Annotated in this window: 14 protein-coding genes; 3 read left to right on the plus strand and 11 right to left on the minus strand. The window is 61.0% G+C overall.

The features are described from left to right. Window positions 1-2: 2 nt before the first annotated feature. From INT12_RS14525 to INT12_RS14570, 10 genes are all read right to left on the minus strand, one after another. Window positions 3-1,565: a SpoVR family protein gene (locus INT12_RS14525; RefSeq protein ID WP_017847816.1), complete on the minus strand. Its 1,563-nt coding sequence runs from the start codon at window positions 1,563-1,565 to the stop codon at window positions 3-5. Beyond that, a complete protein-coding gene (locus tag INT12_RS14530; RefSeq protein ID WP_017847815.1) occupies window positions 1,562-2,833 on the minus strand; it encodes a YeaH/YhbH family protein in 1,272 nt (423 codons plus the stop codon). Before INT12_RS14530 ends, INT12_RS14525 begins: the two co-directional genes overlap by 4 nt. Before the next feature lie 113 nt (window positions 2,834-2,946). Continuing rightward, entirely contained in the window at window positions 2,947-4,869 is a 1,923-nt protein-coding gene (locus INT12_RS14535) for a PrkA family serine protein kinase (RefSeq protein WP_017847814.1), read from the minus strand. A 285-nt stretch (window positions 4,870-5,154) separates the two neighbouring features. Further along, window positions 5,155-5,484 carry a thiosulfate sulfurtransferase GlpE gene (glpE, locus tag INT12_RS14540; protein ID WP_046489149.1) on the minus strand — a complete coding sequence of 110 codons (330 nt, stop codon included), beginning with the start codon at window positions 5,482-5,484 and terminating at the stop codon, window positions 5,155-5,157. Window positions 5,485-5,517: 33 nt separating this feature from the next. Further along, window positions 5,518-6,369, minus strand: a complete 852-nt coding sequence (locus INT12_RS14545; RefSeq protein ID WP_102618124.1) for a symmetrical bis(5'-nucleosyl)-tetraphosphatase — start codon at window positions 6,367-6,369, stop codon at window positions 5,518-5,520. Further along, entirely contained in the window at window positions 6,369-6,749 is a 381-nt protein-coding gene (apaG, locus tag INT12_RS14550; protein ID WP_017847811.1) for a Co2+/Mg2+ efflux protein ApaG, read from the minus strand. Before apaG ends, INT12_RS14545 begins: the two co-directional genes overlap by 1 nt. Before the next feature lie 107 nt (window positions 6,750-6,856). Continuing rightward, on the minus strand, window positions 6,857-7,669 hold the full coding sequence (gene rsmA / locus INT12_RS14555) for a 16S rRNA (adenine(1518)-N(6)/adenine(1519)-N(6))-dimethyltransferase RsmA (RefSeq protein ID WP_017847810.1): 813 nt from the start codon (window positions 7,667-7,669) through the stop codon (window positions 6,857-6,859). After that, entirely contained in the window at window positions 7,666-8,655 is a 990-nt protein-coding gene (pdxA, locus tag INT12_RS14560; protein WP_017847809.1) for a 4-hydroxythreonine-4-phosphate dehydrogenase PdxA, read from the minus strand. Before pdxA ends, rsmA begins: the two co-directional genes overlap by 4 nt. Next, window positions 8,652-9,992 (minus strand): peptidylprolyl isomerase, encoded by a 1,341-nt coding sequence (locus INT12_RS14565; protein ID WP_193039846.1) that lies wholly within the window; start codon window positions 9,990-9,992, stop codon window positions 8,652-8,654. Before INT12_RS14565 ends, pdxA begins: the two co-directional genes overlap by 4 nt. Next, window positions 9,967-12,744: an LPS-assembly protein LptD gene (locus INT12_RS14570; RefSeq protein WP_193039845.1), complete on the minus strand. Its 2,778-nt coding sequence runs from the start codon at window positions 12,742-12,744 to the stop codon at window positions 9,967-9,969. Before INT12_RS14570 ends, INT12_RS14565 begins: the two co-directional genes overlap by 26 nt. 130 nt (window positions 12,745-12,874) lie before the next feature. Here INT12_RS14570 and INT12_RS14575 point away from each other — a divergent pair, with 130 nt between their 5' ends. From INT12_RS14575 to INT12_RS14585, 3 genes are read left to right on the plus strand one after another with little or no spacing between them, the layout of a single operon-like run. After that, window positions 12,875-13,900 carry an aminoglycoside phosphotransferase family protein gene (locus INT12_RS14575; protein WP_126587655.1) on the plus strand — a complete coding sequence of 342 codons (1,026 nt, stop codon included), beginning with the start codon at window positions 12,875-12,877 and terminating at the stop codon, window positions 13,898-13,900. After that, on the plus strand, window positions 13,897-14,571 hold the full coding sequence (gene murU / locus INT12_RS14580) for an N-acetylmuramate alpha-1-phosphate uridylyltransferase MurU (protein ID WP_193039844.1): 675 nt from the start codon (window positions 13,897-13,899) through the stop codon (window positions 14,569-14,571). Before INT12_RS14575 ends, murU begins: the two co-directional genes overlap by 4 nt. A gap of 1 nt (window position 14,572) precedes the next feature. Then, on the plus strand, window positions 14,573-15,340 hold the full coding sequence (locus tag INT12_RS14585; protein ID WP_017847804.1) for a TerB family tellurite resistance protein: 768 nt from the start codon (window positions 14,573-14,575) through the stop codon (window positions 15,338-15,340). Window positions 15,341-15,363: 23 nt separating this feature from the next. On the opposite strand, the gene INT12_RS14590 is transcribed toward INT12_RS14585, so the two are convergent. Continuing rightward, window positions 15,364-16,338: an alpha/beta hydrolase family protein gene (locus INT12_RS14590; protein WP_193058891.1), complete on the minus strand. Its 975-nt coding sequence runs from the start codon at window positions 16,336-16,338 to the stop codon at window positions 15,364-15,366. Window positions 16,339-16,375 lie beyond the last annotated feature (37 nt).

A 16,375-nucleotide genomic window follows, 5' to 3' on the forward strand; every position in this document is an offset into this window, starting at 1 on the left:
TTTCAGAGATGAACGACGGCCAGGTCCAGGCGGCCGTAGTCGTTATCGTTGTGATCGCTGCGTGGGGGGACGTGGTGGGTTTTCATCACCTGATCGCCCTGCAGGGTTTCCAGGTGGATGTCGAACCCCCACAGCCGATGCAGGTGCTTGAGTACTTCCTCGGTGGAGTCGCCCAGGGGTTTGCGGTCGTGCTGCTGGTGACGCAGGGTCAGCGAGCGGTCGCCGCGCACGTCGATGCTGTAGATCTGCACGTTGGGCTCGCGGTTGCCCAGGTTGTACTGCGCCGCCAGGGTTTCGCGAATGGTGCGGTAGCCGGGCTCATCGTGGATGGCCGGTACCACCAGGTCGTCCTTGAGGTCGTCATCGAGGATGCTGAACAGCTTGAGGTCGCGAATCACCTTGGGCGACAGGTACTGCAGGATGAAGCTCTCGTCCTTAAAGCTGCTCATGGCGAACTTGATGGTGGAAAGCCAGTCGGTGCCGGCAATTTCCGGGAACCAGTGGCGGTCTTCCTCAGTGGGGTTTTCGCACATGCGCCGGATGTCGCGGTACATCGCAAAGCCCAGCGCATATGGGTTGATGCCGCTGTAGTACGGGCTGTCGAAGCCGGGTTGGAACACCACGCTGGTGTGGGAAGTGAGGAACTCCATCATGAAGCCGTCAGTGACCAGGCCTTCGTCGTACAGGTCGTTTATCAGGGTGTAGTGCCAGAACGTCGCCCAGCCTTCGTTCATCACCTGGGTCTGGCGCTGTGGGTAAAAGTACTGGGCGATCTTGCGCACGATACGCACGATTTCCCGTTGCCACGGCTCCAGCAGGGGCGCGTGCTTTTCCAGGAAATACAGGATGTTTTCCTGAGGTTCGGCGGGGAAGCGCGCATTGTCCTTGTCGCTGTTTTTGTCGGCGCGTTTGGGAATGGTGCGCCACAGGTCGTTGATCTGCTTCTGCAGGTGTTCCTCGCGCTCCTTCTGGCGCAGGCGTTCTTCTTCGGCGGAAATCGGATACGGGCGTTTGTAGCGATCGACGCCGTAGTTCATCAGGGCATGGCAGGAGTCGAGCAAGTCTTCCACCGCATCGATGCCGTGGCGCTCCTCGCACTGCATGATGTACTGCTTGGCGAACACCAGATAATCGATGATCGAGCTGGCGTCGGTCCAGGTGCGAAACAGGTAGTTGCCCTTGAAGAAACTGTTATGCCCGTAGCAGGCATGAGCCACCACCAGCGCCTGCATGCAGATGGTGTTTTCTTCCATCAGGTAGGCGATGCACGGGTCGGAGTTGATCACGATTTCGTAGGCCAGACCCATCTGGCCGCGGCTGTAGGACTTTTCGGTGCTGAGGAAGTGTTTGCCGTAGGACCAATGGTGGTAACCCAGGGGCATGCCTACCGAGGCGTAGGCATCCATCATCTGTTCGGCGGTGATCACTTCGATCTGGTTGGGGTAGGTGTCCAGGGCATAACCGGCCGCGATGCGGCTGATTTCCCGGTCGTAGGCCTGGATCAGTTCAAAGGTCCACTCAGACCCCGTGGAAATGGGTTGGCGTTTATGCTCTTTGGCGGTCATGTCACTAACCTGCGCTGGAAGAGTTCACGGAAGACCGGATAGATATCGCCGGCCGAGACCAATTGCTGCTGGGCGAACGTGTCGGCGAAGGCTTCGCCGATGCGCTCGTATTCGAACCACAGCGCCTGGTGCTCACGGGGGGTGATTTCGACATAAGTGTAGTACTGCACGAATGGCATGATCTGGTTGATCAAGATGTCGCGGCAGATCGGCGAGTCGTCATTCCAGTTGTCGCCGTCGGAGGCCTGCGCCGCGTAGATGTTCCAGTCGTTGGCCGGGTAGCGCTCGGCCATGATTTCCTGCATCAGTTTCAACGCGCTGGAGACGATGGTGCCGCCGGTTTCCCGTGAATAGAAGAATTCCTCCTCATCGACTTCCCGGGCGCTGGTGTGGTGGCGGATGAATACCACATCGATCTTGTCGTAATTGCGCTTGAGGAACAGGTACAGCAGGATGAAAAAGCGCTTGGCGATGTCTTTGGTGGCCTGGGTCATGGAGCCGGACACGTCCATCAGGCAGAACATCACCGCCTTGGAGCTTGGGTTGGGTTGTTTGACCAACAGGTTGTATTTCAAGTCGAAGGTGTCGAGGAACGGCACGCGGTGAATGCGCGCGCTGAGTTTCTCGATTTCTGTCTCGATTTCCTGGATATCGCCGAAGTTGTCCGGTTCTTCGCGTTTCAAGCGCGCCAACTCTTCCTTGGCCTCCTTCAATTTGGCGCGGCTGCTGCCGGACAGGGCGATGCGCCGGGCGTGTGCCGAACGCAGGGTGCGGATGATGTTGATCCGTGAAGGGTTGCCTTCGTTGCTGATCCCGGCGCGCACGGTCTTGAACGTGTCGGTGCCGGTCAGGTTGCGCTTGACCAGGTTGGGCAGTTCGAGGTCTTCGAACATGAATTCGAGGAATTCTTCCTGGGTGATCTGGAACACGAACTCATCCATGCCTTCGCCGGAGTTACCCGCCTTGCCGGGGCCTTTGCCGCCGCCACCGCCTTGGGGGCGCTGGATGTGTTCGCCGGTGGTGAACTCCTTGTTGCCCGGATGCACGACAGTCTGCTTGCCACCCCGGCCGTGGTGCAGCACCGGTTCGTCGATGTCCCGTCCGGGAATGCTGATCTGTTCGCCATGCTCCATGTCGGTGATGGAACGGCGGCTGACGGCCTCTTCAACGGCCTTTTTGATGTGGTCACGGTAACGCCGCAGGAAACGTTGACGGTTTACCGTGCTCTTGTTCTTGCCATTGAGGCGTCGGTCGATCACATAGCTCATGGGGAGCCCTCCGGGCAGCTTCACGTTACAAGCTTCAAGCCGCGAGCTGGAAGCTTAGAGACAAGCGGTCGACTGCCAGGCCGTGGGCCCGGCAGTACACGCCCGTCGCTGCCTTACTGCGATTTGCGCACCCGCAGATACCACTCGGAGAGCAGCCGTACCTGTTTGTCGGTGTAGCCACGCTCGACCATCCGTGTAACGAAGTCGTTGTGTTTTTGCTGATCCTCCTTGCTGGCCTTGGCGTTGAAGCTGATGACCGGCAGCAGATCCTCGGTGTTGGAGAACATTTTCTTCTCGATGACCACCCGCAGCTTCTCGTAGCTGAGCCAAGTGGGGTTCTTGCCGTTGTTGTTGGCGCGGGCACGCAGCACGAAGTTGACGATTTCGTTGCGGAAATCCTTCGGATTGCTGATGCCGGCGGGTTTTTCGATCTTTTCCAGTTCCTCGTTGAGGGCTACGCGGTTGAGGATTTCGCCGGTTTCCGGGTCGCGGTATTCCTGGTCCTGAATCCAGAAGTCGGCATACAGCACGTAGCGGTCGAAGATGTTCTGGCCGTATTCGCTGTAGGATTCCAGGTAGGCAGTCTGGATTTCCTTGCCGATGAACTCGATATAGCGCGGCGCCAGGTATTCCTTGAGGAAGCGCAGGTAGCGTTCGCGGGTTTCGGCCTGGAATTGTTCCTGTTCGATCTGCTGCTCCAGCACATAGAGCAAGTGGACCGGGTTGGCGGCGATCTCGTGAGGGTCGAAGTTAAACACCTTGGACAGGATCTTGAACGCGAAGCGCGTCGACAGGCCATTCATGCCCTCATCCACGCCGGCGGTGTCGCGGTATTCCTGGATCGACTTGGCCTTCGGATCGGTGTCCTTGAGGTTTTCGCCGTCGTACACGCGCATTTTCGAATAGATATTCGAGTTCTCCGGCTCCTTGAGGCGCGACAGCACGGTGAATTGCGCGAGCATCTTCAAGGTGTCGGGCGCGCAATGGGCCTTGGCCAGGGAGCTGTTGAACAGCAGCTTGTCGTAGATCTTGATTTCATCGCTGACCCGCAGGCAGTACGGCACCTTGACGATGTAGATCCGGTCGATGAAGGCTTCGTTGTTCTTGTTGTTGCGGAAGGTGTGCCATTCCGATTCGTTGGAGTGGGCCAGCAGAATCCCGGTGAACGGAATCGCGCCGAGGCCTTCGGTACTGTTGTAGTTGCCTTCCTGGGTGGCGGTGAGCAGTGGGTGCAGGACCTTGATCGGAGCCTTGAACATCTCCACGAATTCCATCAGGCCCTGGTTGGCCCGGCACAGTGCGCCCGAGTAGCTGTAGGCGTCGGCGTCGTTTTGTGGGAATTCTTCCAGTTTGCGGATATCGACTTTGCCCACCAGCGCCGAGATGTCCTGGTTGTTCTCATCGCCCGGCTCGGTCTTGGCCACGCCGATCTGGTTGAGGATCGACGGGTAGAGTTTCACCACGCGGAACTGGCTGATGTCACCGCCGAACTCGGCCAGGCGCTTGGTCGCCCAAGGCGACATGATGGTGTTGAGGTAGCGCCGTGGGATGCCGAAGTCTTCTTCGAGGATCGCGCCATCTTCCGTGGCGTTGAACAGGCCCAGGGGCGACTCGAAGACCGGCGAACCCTTGATGGCGTAGAAGGGCACTTTCTCGATCAGTTGTTTGAGCTTTTCGGCCAGGGACGATTTACCGCCGCCAACCGGGCCGAGCAGGTAGAGGATTTGTTTCTTCTCTTCCAGGCCTTGGGCGGCGTGCCGGAAGTAGGAGACGATCTGGTCGATGCATTCTTCCATGCCGTGGAAGTCTTCAAAGGCCGGATAGCGGCGAATCACCTTGTTCGAGAAGATTCGCGACAGACGCGAGTTGTTGGAGGTGTCCACCAACTGCGGCTCGCCAATCGCCAGTAACAAACGCTCGGCGGCAGACGCGTAGGTGCTGCGGTCACGCTTGCACAGGTCGAGATACTCTTGCAGTGTGAGTTCTTCCTGCTGCGTGGACTCGAAACGTTGTTGGAAGTGGCTAAAAATACTCATGACGTCGTCACCTCGCTCGATACGTGGAGCCGACGCCGGATCAATCAGTCGATGCTGGCAGTCATTGACGAACGCCAATGGCCGTTTTCCCCCCAGAACACCCTGAAACGCTACCGATGACCCGCACGCCGGTGTACCGGCTCTCCCCTGATTCGGATGGCCTGCGCTTAAGGATAGTTCGGAATCCGCGAGGTAAAGGAGGGATACGCAATTAGTTTGGGTGCGCCGTTCGTCAGAAACGGCGCAAGCCCAAGCGTCACGCGGGGTGGCGGGGTGTGAAAAAAATTATTGCGAATCGCCGGAGGCAATTTCTGCAGGATAGGTCGTATGCCACAGCTCAAAGCCGCCGTCCAGACTGTAGACGTCGGAGAAGCCCTGGCTGATCAGATAGGCGGCCGCGCTCTGGCTGGAATTGCCGTGATAGCAGGCCACGATCACCGGCGCGTCGAGGTCGGCGGCGCGGATGAAATCGGCGATGTTGTGGTTGTCCAGGTGCCGGGCGCCTTTGATGTGCTTCAGGGCGTAGGCCTGCGGATCACGAATATCCACCACCACCGCGCCTTGTTCGCGCAGGGCCTGGGCTTGTTCGGGTGGGATACGTTTGAATTCGCTCATGGCGGGCTCCTTGGGTTTGGCTGCAAGCGGCGTCTAGCGCTTCGCGGCAACCGACGGGGTCACGGGAAGAGGGGAAGGGCACTGGCAGCTCAGGCGCTCGCCGGTGTCGATGTTCATCAGGGTCATGGCGCCGCCCCACACGCAGCCGGTGTCGAGGGCGAACACGCCGGGTTCATCGCATTTGCCTTCGAGGGCCGCCCAGTGACCGAAGATGATCTTCGTGTCGCGGGTCTTGCGTTCCTTGTGGGCGAACCACGGTTTGTAGCCGGGCAGTGCGGTGTCGGCGCCTTCCTTGCTCTTGAGGTCCAGTTTGCCGTCGGCGGTGCAGAAGCGCATGCGTGTGAAATAGTTGGTGATCACGCGCAGGCGGGCGACGCCCGTCAGGTCGTTGTCCCATTTCACCGGTTCATTGCCGTACATGCCGTCGAGATAGGCGATGTACAGGTTGTCATCGGCCAGGGCGCTTTCGACTTCGGCGGCGCACTTGAGGGCTTTTTTCAGCGTCCACTGCGGTGGAATGCCGGCATGGACCAGCACCATGTCGCGCTGCTCGTCGTAGTGCAGGATCTTTTGCCGGCGCAGCCAGTCCAGCAAGTCGGCGCGATCCGGGGCCTCGAGGATTTCCCGCAGGGTATCGGCTTTTTTCAGGCGCTCGATGTTACTGCCGGCCGCGAGCAGGTGCAGGTCGTGGTTGCCCAGTACGCACACCAGGGAATCGCGCAGGCCATATAAGTAGCGCAGGGTCTCCAGGGACTCGGGGCCACGATTGACCAGGTCGCCTACCAGCCACAGGCGATCGTTCGCCGGGTCGAAGGCCACGCGCTCGAGCAGGCACTTGAGGGGCTGCAGGCAGCCTTGCAGGTCGCCGACCGCATAGGTTGCCATCAGTGCAAGGCTCCGGGCACGGCCAGGCGAAATGGCTTGATGATCGCGTCGAACAGTTTGCCGTCAGTGGCTTTCATCTGATACGAGCCTTGCATGGTGCCGACCTTGGACGTCATCACCGTGCCGCTGCTGTAGGTATGGCTGGCGCCGATATCGATCAGCGGTTGCTGGCCGACCACGCCGGCACCCCGCACCTCTTCCACTTGACCGTCACCGTCGGTGATCACCCAGTGGCGTGACAGCAGCTTGGCCGGCACCAGCCCGTTGTTTTTCACCGTGATGGTGTAGGCAAAGGCGAAACGGTTGTGTTCAGGTTGCGATTGGTCCGCCAGGAAGCGGGTAACGACGCTGACGTCGATCTGGTAGCGAGGATCGGACATGCAAGAGGCCTTAAAAGCAAAAGCGGAGGACAGCAGATGCGGATCAGTCTAGGCCAAGAGGCGGGCACTAGGCCAGACATGCTGTCGGGCCTGGTGCAGGGCGGGCTTCAGTCCGCGACGGGCGGCGGCTGGATCGCAAGCTGGTCGGCCAGGCGCACGAATGCGGCCAGGTCCAGTTGTTCCGGGCGCAGGCTGCCGTCGACGCCAGCGGCTTCGATCTCGGCGTTGCTCAACAGCGCTTTGAGCGTATTGCGCAAGGTCTTGCGGCGCTGGTTGAAGGCTTCGCGCACGACGCGCTCCAACAGTTTGTGATCCTTGGCCGGGTGCGGCAGCACGGCGTGAGGCACCAGGCGCACAATGGCCGAATCGACCTTCGGCGGCGGGTTGAACGCGCCCGGGCCAACATTGAACAGGTGTTCGACGCGGCAGTGGTACTGAACCATGATCGACAGGCGGCCCCAATCGCCGCCGCCAGGGCCGGCGGCCAAGCGCTCAACCACTTCTTTCTGCAGCATGAAGTGCATGTCGCGGATGATCCCTGCGTTGTTCAGCAGGTGGAAGATCAGCGGCGTGGAGATGTTGTACGGCAGGTTACCCACCACCCGCAGGCTGTTGGGCGCGGCATTGAGGCTGGTGAAGTCGAACTTCAGCGCATCGCCCTGGTGCAGGATGAAGTTGGACTTGCCGCCAAACTGCTGATTGAGGATCGGGATCAGGTCTTTATCGAGCTCAACCACATCCAGTTGCGCGCCGCTGGCCAGCAGGCCTTGGGTCAGTGCGCCCTGGCCCGGGCCGATTTCCAGCAGACGGTCTTCGGGCTTGGCATGGATGGAGCGCAGGATGCGGTCGATCACGCCAGCGTCGTGCAGGAAGTTTTGCCCGAAGCGCTTGCGCGCCCGGTGTTGGTAATGCTCGGTCATATACGGGTCTCGGCCATCTGATAGGCGGTTTCCAGGGCCACGCGCAGGCTGCCGGTATCGATCTTGCCGCTGCCCGCCAGGTCCAGGGCGGTGCCATGGTCGACGGAAGTGCGGATGATCGGCAGGCCCAGCGTCACGTTGACTGCGGCGCCGAAGCCTTTGTATTTCAGCACGGGCAGCCCCTGGTCATGGTACATCGCCAGCACTGCGTCGCAGTGCTCCAGATATTTGGGGGTAAACAGAGTGTCCGCGGGCAATGGGCCGCGCAGGTCCATGCCGTCTTGGCGCAGACGCTCCAGGGTGGGTTCGATGATGTCGATTTCTTCATGGCCCAGGTGGCCGCCCTCACCGGCGTGGGGGTTGAGCCCGCAGACCAGGATGCGCGGTTGGGCGATGCCGAATTTCTGTTGCAGGTCGGCATGCAGGATGCGCGTGACGCGCTCCAGGCGTTCGACGGTGATGGCATCGGCCACATCGCGCAACGGCAAATGCGTGGTCACCAGGGCGACGCGCAGGCCATGTGTGGCCAGCATCATCACGACTTGGGGGGTGTGGGTCAGTTCGGCGAGGAATTCGGTATGGCCGGAAAAGGCGATGCCGGATTCGTTGATCACACCCTTGTGTACGGGGGCGGTGATCATGCCGGCGAAGTCGCCGTCGATACACCCTTGCCCGGCACGGGTCAGGGTTTGCAGCACAAAGGCCGCATTGGCCTTGTCCAGTTGCCCGGCGACCACCTTGGCCTGCAGCGGGGTATCCCACACATACAGGCTGCCCGCGGGAGCCGGCAGGTCGGGCCAGTTACCCGGCGCAACGTCCAGCAGCTTGACGGCCACGCCCAGTTGCGCGGCCCGCTCAAGGAGCAGGTCGCGGCTGGTAATGGCGATCAGGGGGTGTGGCTGGGGCTGCGAGGCGAGCAGCAGGCACAGGTCTGGACCAATGCCGGCCGGCTCGCCGGGTGTCACCGCGAAACGCTGGGGTTTCACTGGTTTGCCTGGTTGGTGCCTGTTTGCTCGGCGCCTGGCAGTTTGTTTTCTACGTAGGCTTCGTCACGGATCTGACGCAGCCAGGTTTGCAGCTCTTCATCGTACTTGCGGTTGCGCAGGACGGTCAGGGCTTGCTGTTCGCGGGCCTGGCTGGTGTTGTCGGTGGCGCGGCGGCCAAGGACTTCCAGTACATGCCAGCCATATTGCGTCTTGAACGGTTTGGACAGTACGCCTTGCGGGGTCTTGGCCATCACTTCCTGGAACTCCGGCACCAATGCTTTCGGGTCGATCCAGTTGAGGTCGCCACCGTTGAGGGCGGAACCTGGGTCTTCCGAGAAGCTTTTGGCCAGGGTGGCAAAGTCTTCGCCGCTTTCGATGCGGTCATAGATCTTCTGGGCCAGTTCCTTGGTTTGCGCTTCGGTGCGGATTTCGCTTGGTTTAACCAGGATGTGACGAACGTGGACTTCGTCTTTCAGCGAGGTCTCGCCGCCACGACGTTCCAGCAACTTGAGGATGATGAAGCCGCCTGGGGTGCGGGCTGGCTGGGTAATGCCTCCCAGTTCCATGGCACTCAGCTCACGGTCGAACGGCGGTGGCAATTGAGCGGCTTTACGCCAGCCCATATCGCCGCCTTCCAGGGCGTTGTCGCTGCCGGATTGGGCGATTGCCATCTGGGCGAAGTCGGCACCGGCCTTCAGGCGATCATAGATAGCCTGGGTCTTGGCGGCGGCTGCATTGAGCTGCTCAGAGTTGGCGCTGTCCGGGGTCGGGATCAGGATGTTGGCCAGGTGCAGTTCTTCGGAGAGCTGCATCTTGCCCAGGTCCGATGCGAGGAAGTTCTTCACTTCCTGCTCGGACACCTGAACCCGCTCGGCCACACGACGCTGACGCACACGGCTGATGATCATTTCGCGGCGGATCTGGTCACGCGCGTCCTCATAGGACAGGCCGTCGTGGGCCAGGGCGGCGCGGAACTGATCGATGCTCATGTTGTTGCGTTGCGCGATCGTGCCGACAGCCTGGTTCAGTTCTTCGTCCGAAATACGGATGCCGGAACGATCGCCGATCTGCAATTGCAGGTTTTCGACGATCAGGCGCTCCAGCACCTGTTGGTCCAGGACGCTGGTAGGCGGCACACCACCGCCACGCTTGGCGATGGTTTGCTGAACTTCCTTGACCCGTTGGTCCAGTTGGCTCTGCATGATCACGTCGTTATCGACGATGGCCACGACCTTATCCAGCTGTTGAACCGCGGCATGCGCCGATGCGGTACCCAGGAACAGCGCGCCCAGCACGAGCGGGCGCAGACAATCAGAAAGCTTGATCTTCACGTTCACGATAACCTTGAATGCCTTTGTCGAGGAAGCTCTCTACCTTGGCGCCGGTCAGGCCGCCGAGTCCTTTGAGGACGATCTGGAAGAAGAGCCCGTGGTCACCCTTTTCGTTAAGCGGGGCGATCTGGCTGTATTCGTCGTTGGAAACCCAGTAACGGTTGATGACGCGCAGTTTCCAGCAGCAGTTGTCGTACTCGAAACCACCGAAGGCTTCCAAGGTACGGTTGCGGGCGTAGTCGTACTGCCAGCGGGTAATCATGTTCCACTGGGGAATGATCGGCCACATCATCGAGAAGTCGTGTTGTTGGATTTTGTAGTAATCCTTCACGTAGTTATCTTGACCGACAGTGCCGTAGTCGCCGCCAAACTGCCATTTACCGGTCAGCTGGTTGTAGACCACTTGGTCGTTGCGATAGCGATAACCGAGGTTGACGACCTTGTTCGGGTTGTCTTCCGGCTGGTAGTGGAACATCGCGCTGCCGGAACGTGGGGCGTGGCTTTCCGTGTCCCAGTTGTAATCGGCAGTGGCGCGCCAGTCGCGGTTGAAGCGGAACTCGTAGTCCAGCGCGATCGGCGAAACGTCGCTCTGGGCGTCGGCGCGGTCGGCTGCCAGGATGCCGGGCAGTTGAACCTCGCGGTCCTTGAAGTACAGGGCCTGGCCGACGCTGACGCGTTGGCGTTCGAAGCCGTTTTCTTCGATCCAACGGCTGGTGACACCCAGGGACAGCTTGTTCTCATCGCCGATCCGGTCGGTGCCGCTGAAGCGGTTGTCACGGAACAGCGAGGCGTAGCTGAACGAGTATTCGCTGGTGTCGAAAACCGGGATGTCGCTCTGGTCTTTATTTGGTACATAAAGGTAGAACGCACGCGGTTCGAGGGTCTGGCGATAGTCTTTGCCGAACCAGTTGGTGTTGCGGTCGAAGTACAGGCCGCTGTCGACGCTGGCGATTGGCACGGCGCGATCTTGCGAGCTCTTGAACGTCTGGCCGGCTGCAGCCATTTGCGTCTTGCCCGTACCGTCAAGGTCGAGATCGTACTTGGTATAGACGTACTTCAACTTCGGCGTAATAAAGCCGTAGGTCCAGTTCATCGGGTAGTCGACGGCGGGGGCCGCGTTCAAGCGAGTACCGTTTGCACGGGTCAGGCCTCTGACGTGGGTGTCCAGACGAGGCGATACAAGGCCATTCTCATCAGTAAACGTGCCGTTTTCCAGGCTACGCTCAAAACGAACAGCTTCAGTCTCGTATGTGAAGTTCAACCCACCCGGATGGTACGGCAGCGCACCATTGAAAGTGATCTGCGGCAAGCGATCATACGGCGTGATCTGAGAGATCGTTGCCAGCTGATAAGCCTGGACGTTCACGCGCGCTTGGTAAGAATCGCCTCGATAAGTCACAGAACCTTGCTGGTTCAGGTAATCCCGACTCTCAACCCCTTCTTCATACGACTTCAAATCCTGGAAGTAGTAAGGATCGCTGATCTTGGTGTAATCCACCTGAGTCGTCAGGCGCGAATCCAACCCGCCCTTATGCTGCCAATTGAGCATATAACGGGTTTTTTCGTAATCGGTCTGCTTGCTGCGTTCGTCGTTGTCGTCGTTCAGGTACGCGCCGCCGAACTGGCCTTCGCTGGATTTGGTGAGGTAGCGGAATTCGCCTTCCATCAACAAGCCGCGCTTGGTCATGTATTGCGGGTACAACGTGGCGTCGTAGTTCGGTGCCAGGTTGAAGTAGTACGGCGTCACCAGCGTAAAGCCAGTCTCGCTGCCGGTGCTGAAGCTCGGCGGCAGGAAGCCGGATTGACGACGGTTGTCGATCGGGAAATAGATGTAAGGGGTATACAGGATCGGGATGTTCTTGATCCGCAACGTCGCGTTGGTGGCCGTACCGAAACCGGTGGCCGGGTTCAACGTGATGTTGTTGCCCTTGAGCTGCCAGGCGTTGCTGTCTGGCTCGCAGGTGGTGTACGTACCGTCCTTGAGACGGATGATCGCGTTTTCGGCGCGCTTGGCGTACAGCGCGTTACCGCGGATGCGTGACTTGTGCATCACGTATTCGGCGTTGTCGATCTGTGCCGCGCCGGTATCGAGCTGGACCTGGGCGTGGTCGCCGACGATCAGCGCGCCGTTGTCGCGCAGGCGGACGTTGCCGTTCAGCTCGCCACGGTTCTCGGCCTGGTACAGGCTGGCTTCTTCAGACTCCAGCTGCATGCTGCCCTGGCGCATGACGACGTCACCGGCCAGGGTCGCGACCTGCTGTTCCTGCTCGTAACGCGAGGCCTTGGCGCCGATGAAGGTCGGCGCATCGCTCTTGTTCGTCTTGTCGTTCATGCCAGGACGAATCGGCTCGATGTACGCACCGGAGCAATAAGGACCGGTTTCCGCCAGTTGGGCGGCGGTCAGCTTCTCGCGAGGCACCCAGTCCAAGTGGCTGTAGTCGGCGCTGCGCGAACGCAGGCCACGGCCCTTGGATTCGGTGACCAGCATGGTCTTCGGCTCGGCCTCGGTGCCGCCTTCAGCGTTGGCTTGCGCCGTGCCGTTGGCCGAGCTGACGGCTGCACCGTCATGCACCGGGCGCGGTGGCAATGGGGCGGCGGCGGTTTTCGGCGCGCAATCCCAGGCACCCGAAGCAGAGACTGAGCAGTCATACTGTTCCGCGGCGACCACGAATGAGGTGGCGAAAGGTTGCATGGCCAGCAGACTGCCGGTTACCAGCAACGGAAATTTTCTACGAAACGCGGGGGATTTCAATGCCATCTTATTAGTCCGGGCTTCCTGCGTGCCATCTGCCCGCGGTGTGGGCCGCACGCCTCTCGATGGTCTGAAAAAGATGCGTGATAATAAAGCATGACCCGCTTGACGGCTAGCGCCGTCGGAGACCCTTGTAATGCCCGAGCAAGATCTACGTTTACAACAGCTGAAAGTCTGGCTGGATGAGCAGTTGCCGATCCTCTTCAACGCTCAGGATTGGGGCGCCGTACCCCCGGCCACATTGACCGCGGCCAGTAGCGACGCGAGTTTCAGGCGCTACTTCCGCTGGGAAGGCGGGGCGCATACTTTCGTGGTGATGGACGCTCCACCCCCCCAGGAAAACTGCAAACCTTTCGTCGATATCGCCGATTTACTGGCGAAATCGGCAATCAATGTGCCAAAAATTTATGCAGAAGATTTGCCGCGCGGCTTTCTTTTGCTCAACGACCTGGGCAGAAAAACCTACCTGGACGTGATTGACGAGCAAAATGCCGATCAATTGTTCGCCGATGCCATCGACGCCTTGCTGGCTTTCCAGCAGTTGCCGATGGACGCGCCGCTGCCCAGCTATGACGTCGCTTTACTGCGCCGCGAGCTGGAACTCTTCCCCGAATGGTACGTGCGCCGCCACCTGGGGGTCGAATTCGACGCGCACCAGCAGGCGCTCTGGCAGCGTGTCAGCGAGCGCCTGATCGACAGCGCCCTGGCCCAGCCGAAAGTGCTGGTACACCGCGACTATATGCCGCGCAACCTGATGATCAGCGCGCCGAACCCCGGTGTGCTGGATTTCCAGGACGCGGTCTACGGCCCGGTGACCTACGACATCACCTGCCTGTTCAAGGACGCGTTCCTCAGTTGGCCCCAGGCCCGCGTGCGCGAATGGCAGCGCGGTTATTGGCAGCGCGCCGTAACCCTGGGCATCCCGGTGCAGGCGGATTTCGACGACTTCCTGCGCGCCAGCGACCTGATGGGCGTGCAGCGTCACCTCAAGGTGATCGGTATCTTCGCGCGTATCTGCCACCGCGACGGCAAACCACGCTACCTGGCCGACGTGCCGCGCTTCTTTGCCTATATAGAAGCGGTACTGGCGGACCGTCCGGAGTTGGGCGAACTGGCGGAGCTGCTGGCCAGCCTGCGCCAACCCGCCGAGGCGAGCGTATGAAGGCGATGATCCTGGCGGCCGGCAAAGGCGAGCGGATGCGCCCGCTCACCTTGCACACGCCCAAGCCGCTGGTGCAGGCGGGCGGCAAGCGCCTGATCGAGTATCACCTGGAGGCGCTGGCCAGGGCCGGGTTCACCGATGTCGTGATCAACCATGCCTGGCTCGGCCAGCAGATTGAAAACTACCTGGGCGACGGTGCGCAGTTTGGCCTGAGCATCCGCTACTCCCCCGAGGGCGAACCGTTGGAAACCGGCGGCGGGATTTTCCAGGCGCTGCCGTTGCTGGGGGATGAGCCCTTTCTGGTGGTCAATGGCGATATCTGGACCGATTACGACTTCGCCCAACTCCAGCGCCCGCTTCAGGGCCTGGCCCACTTGGTGATGGTCGATAACCCGGCGCATCACCCCACGGGCGGGGATTTCCACCTGGATCATGGTGTGCTTCATGATGCGGCGCCCGGTGCCGATAACCTGACCTTCAGTGGCATATCTGTGCTCGACCCCAAGTTGTTCGCGGGTTGCAGCACCGGTGCCTTCAAGCTGGCGCCGCTGTTGCGCGCGGCCATGGCGCAAGGTCAAGTAACGGGAGAACACATGACGGGACGCTGGATCGATGTCGGCACGCTGGAGCGCCTGGCGCAAGTCGAAACCCTGCTGACAGCGGGGCGCTAAGATGTTGTGGCCTGGGACGCTGATCGGCGCCGGGGCTGGCTTTGCCATTGCCAGTATTCCGGGGGCCTTGTTGGGAGCCTTGCTCGGGCAGGCGCTGGATCGCCGCCTGCAACTGCACAGCTGGGCACAGTTGCGTGAGCGCCTGGGCGGGCGCCCGGCGTTGCGCAATGACGAACTGTTGTTTGTGCTGCTGGGCCGCCTGGCCAAAAGCAATGGCCGCGTGGCGGACGGGCATATCCAGCAGGCACGCCAGGAAATGCGCGCGCTGGACATGACCGAACCGGCCCAGCGTCGGGCGATTGCGGCGTTCAACCGCGGTAAATCCGGCTCTGACCGGGTGCGCGCCTACCTGCGCGTCCTCAAGTCCCAGCCCCATGCGTCAGAAGGCGTGTTGCGCGCCTGTTGGCGCATGGCCTGGGCGGATGGCCGCGCGGATGATGCCGAGCGTGACCTGATCAACTTGTGGGGCAAGTGGTTGGGCTGGACGCCGCAACAGCTTCAGGCGCTGGCCGCCGATTACGCGCCGGAGCGCAAGCCGGTGGCCAGCCGTGGCGCCGCGTATCAGGAGGCGTTGCGGATTCTGGGGGTGACCAGCACCACCGAGCCCTCGGCGATCAAGCGCGCCTACCGCCGCCTGCTCAGCCGCCACCATCCAGACAAGATCGCCGGTAGCGGCGCCAGCCCCGCGCAAGTGCGTGAGGCCACCGAGCGAACCCGCGAACTGCATAACGCCTATACGTTGATTCGCGAGCGGCGGGATTTCCGCTAGTCATCCCATTTGGGTGCTGGCGGTCAGCTGTCTTTTTGCTCGGGGCTCAACCACCCGCGCACCCGCCGATACAACTGCTCCTGCTCGGCCGAACTGTTGCCGGGCACGGCCTTGAGCGACACCTGCTTGTAGCCGCCATTCTTCAAACGTTTGGCGGCTTGGGCGCGTTCCCGTGCGGTGTTCCGGTCCTGGGCGAGGTCCTGGTAGAAGACATCCGCCGTGGGGACTTTCAAGCCCGGGGCGAGTTGTTGCAGGTCCGGTTGGCGACCCACGGGGGCCTTGCCCGCCACCATCACCAGCTTCTGCACCTGGCTCGGTTGTTTCTCGCTCAAGTACCGCGCGGCCCACCAGGCGCCGCTGCCATGGCCAAGCAGCACCACGCTGCGGGCGCCTTGGGTCTGGGCGAAAGCGACGGCGGCATCGATGCGCTCGAAGATGCGCTTGGCATCGGTCTTGTCCTGTTCGTCCGCACCCGGCACCACGGCCGGGTCGGTGCCTTCGGCTTCCGCGCTGGCGGCTTGCTCGATCGGTTTGGCGGCGGTGCTGCCGTCTTTGCTGCTGGTGTCGACGGCCGCGTTGGGCGCTTCGATCACCCGTGGTGGCAAGGTGTCCAGGTTCACGTCGGGCAGTGACAGGCTGAGGGTGCCCCAGCCGGCATCCGGCAATTTACGCCGCAATGGTGCAATTGCTTGCGGCCAGTCAGCATTTTCACCCGCGCCAGGTACGATAATCACCACGCCTTCGGCTTCGGCGCTGTTGGCCGGTTTCCACAGGGCCAGGAATGAATCGCTGCCGGCCTGCAGCTGTTGCTGTTCTTCGCGTGGGATCTGGCGTTCGAGGGCGCTGGCTTCTTCCCGGCTCCGCTCCGGCAGGGGCTGGCGTTCGAGCGGTTTTTCCGCAACCGGCGCAGGCGCGTCGGCGGCCTGGGCAGAAAAGACGGCGGTAAAGAGGAGTGACAGGCACAATGCTGGCAGTGCCGAACGGTTTCGATAGGGCATCGTTAATTCCCGGCCAGAAGTGATTCCAGCAGCCTAA

The sequence above is a fragment of the Pseudomonas sp. K8 genome (assembly GCF_014889455.1).
Classification (GTDB): domain Bacteria; phylum Pseudomonadota; class Gammaproteobacteria; order Pseudomonadales; family Pseudomonadaceae; genus Aquipseudomonas; species Aquipseudomonas veronii.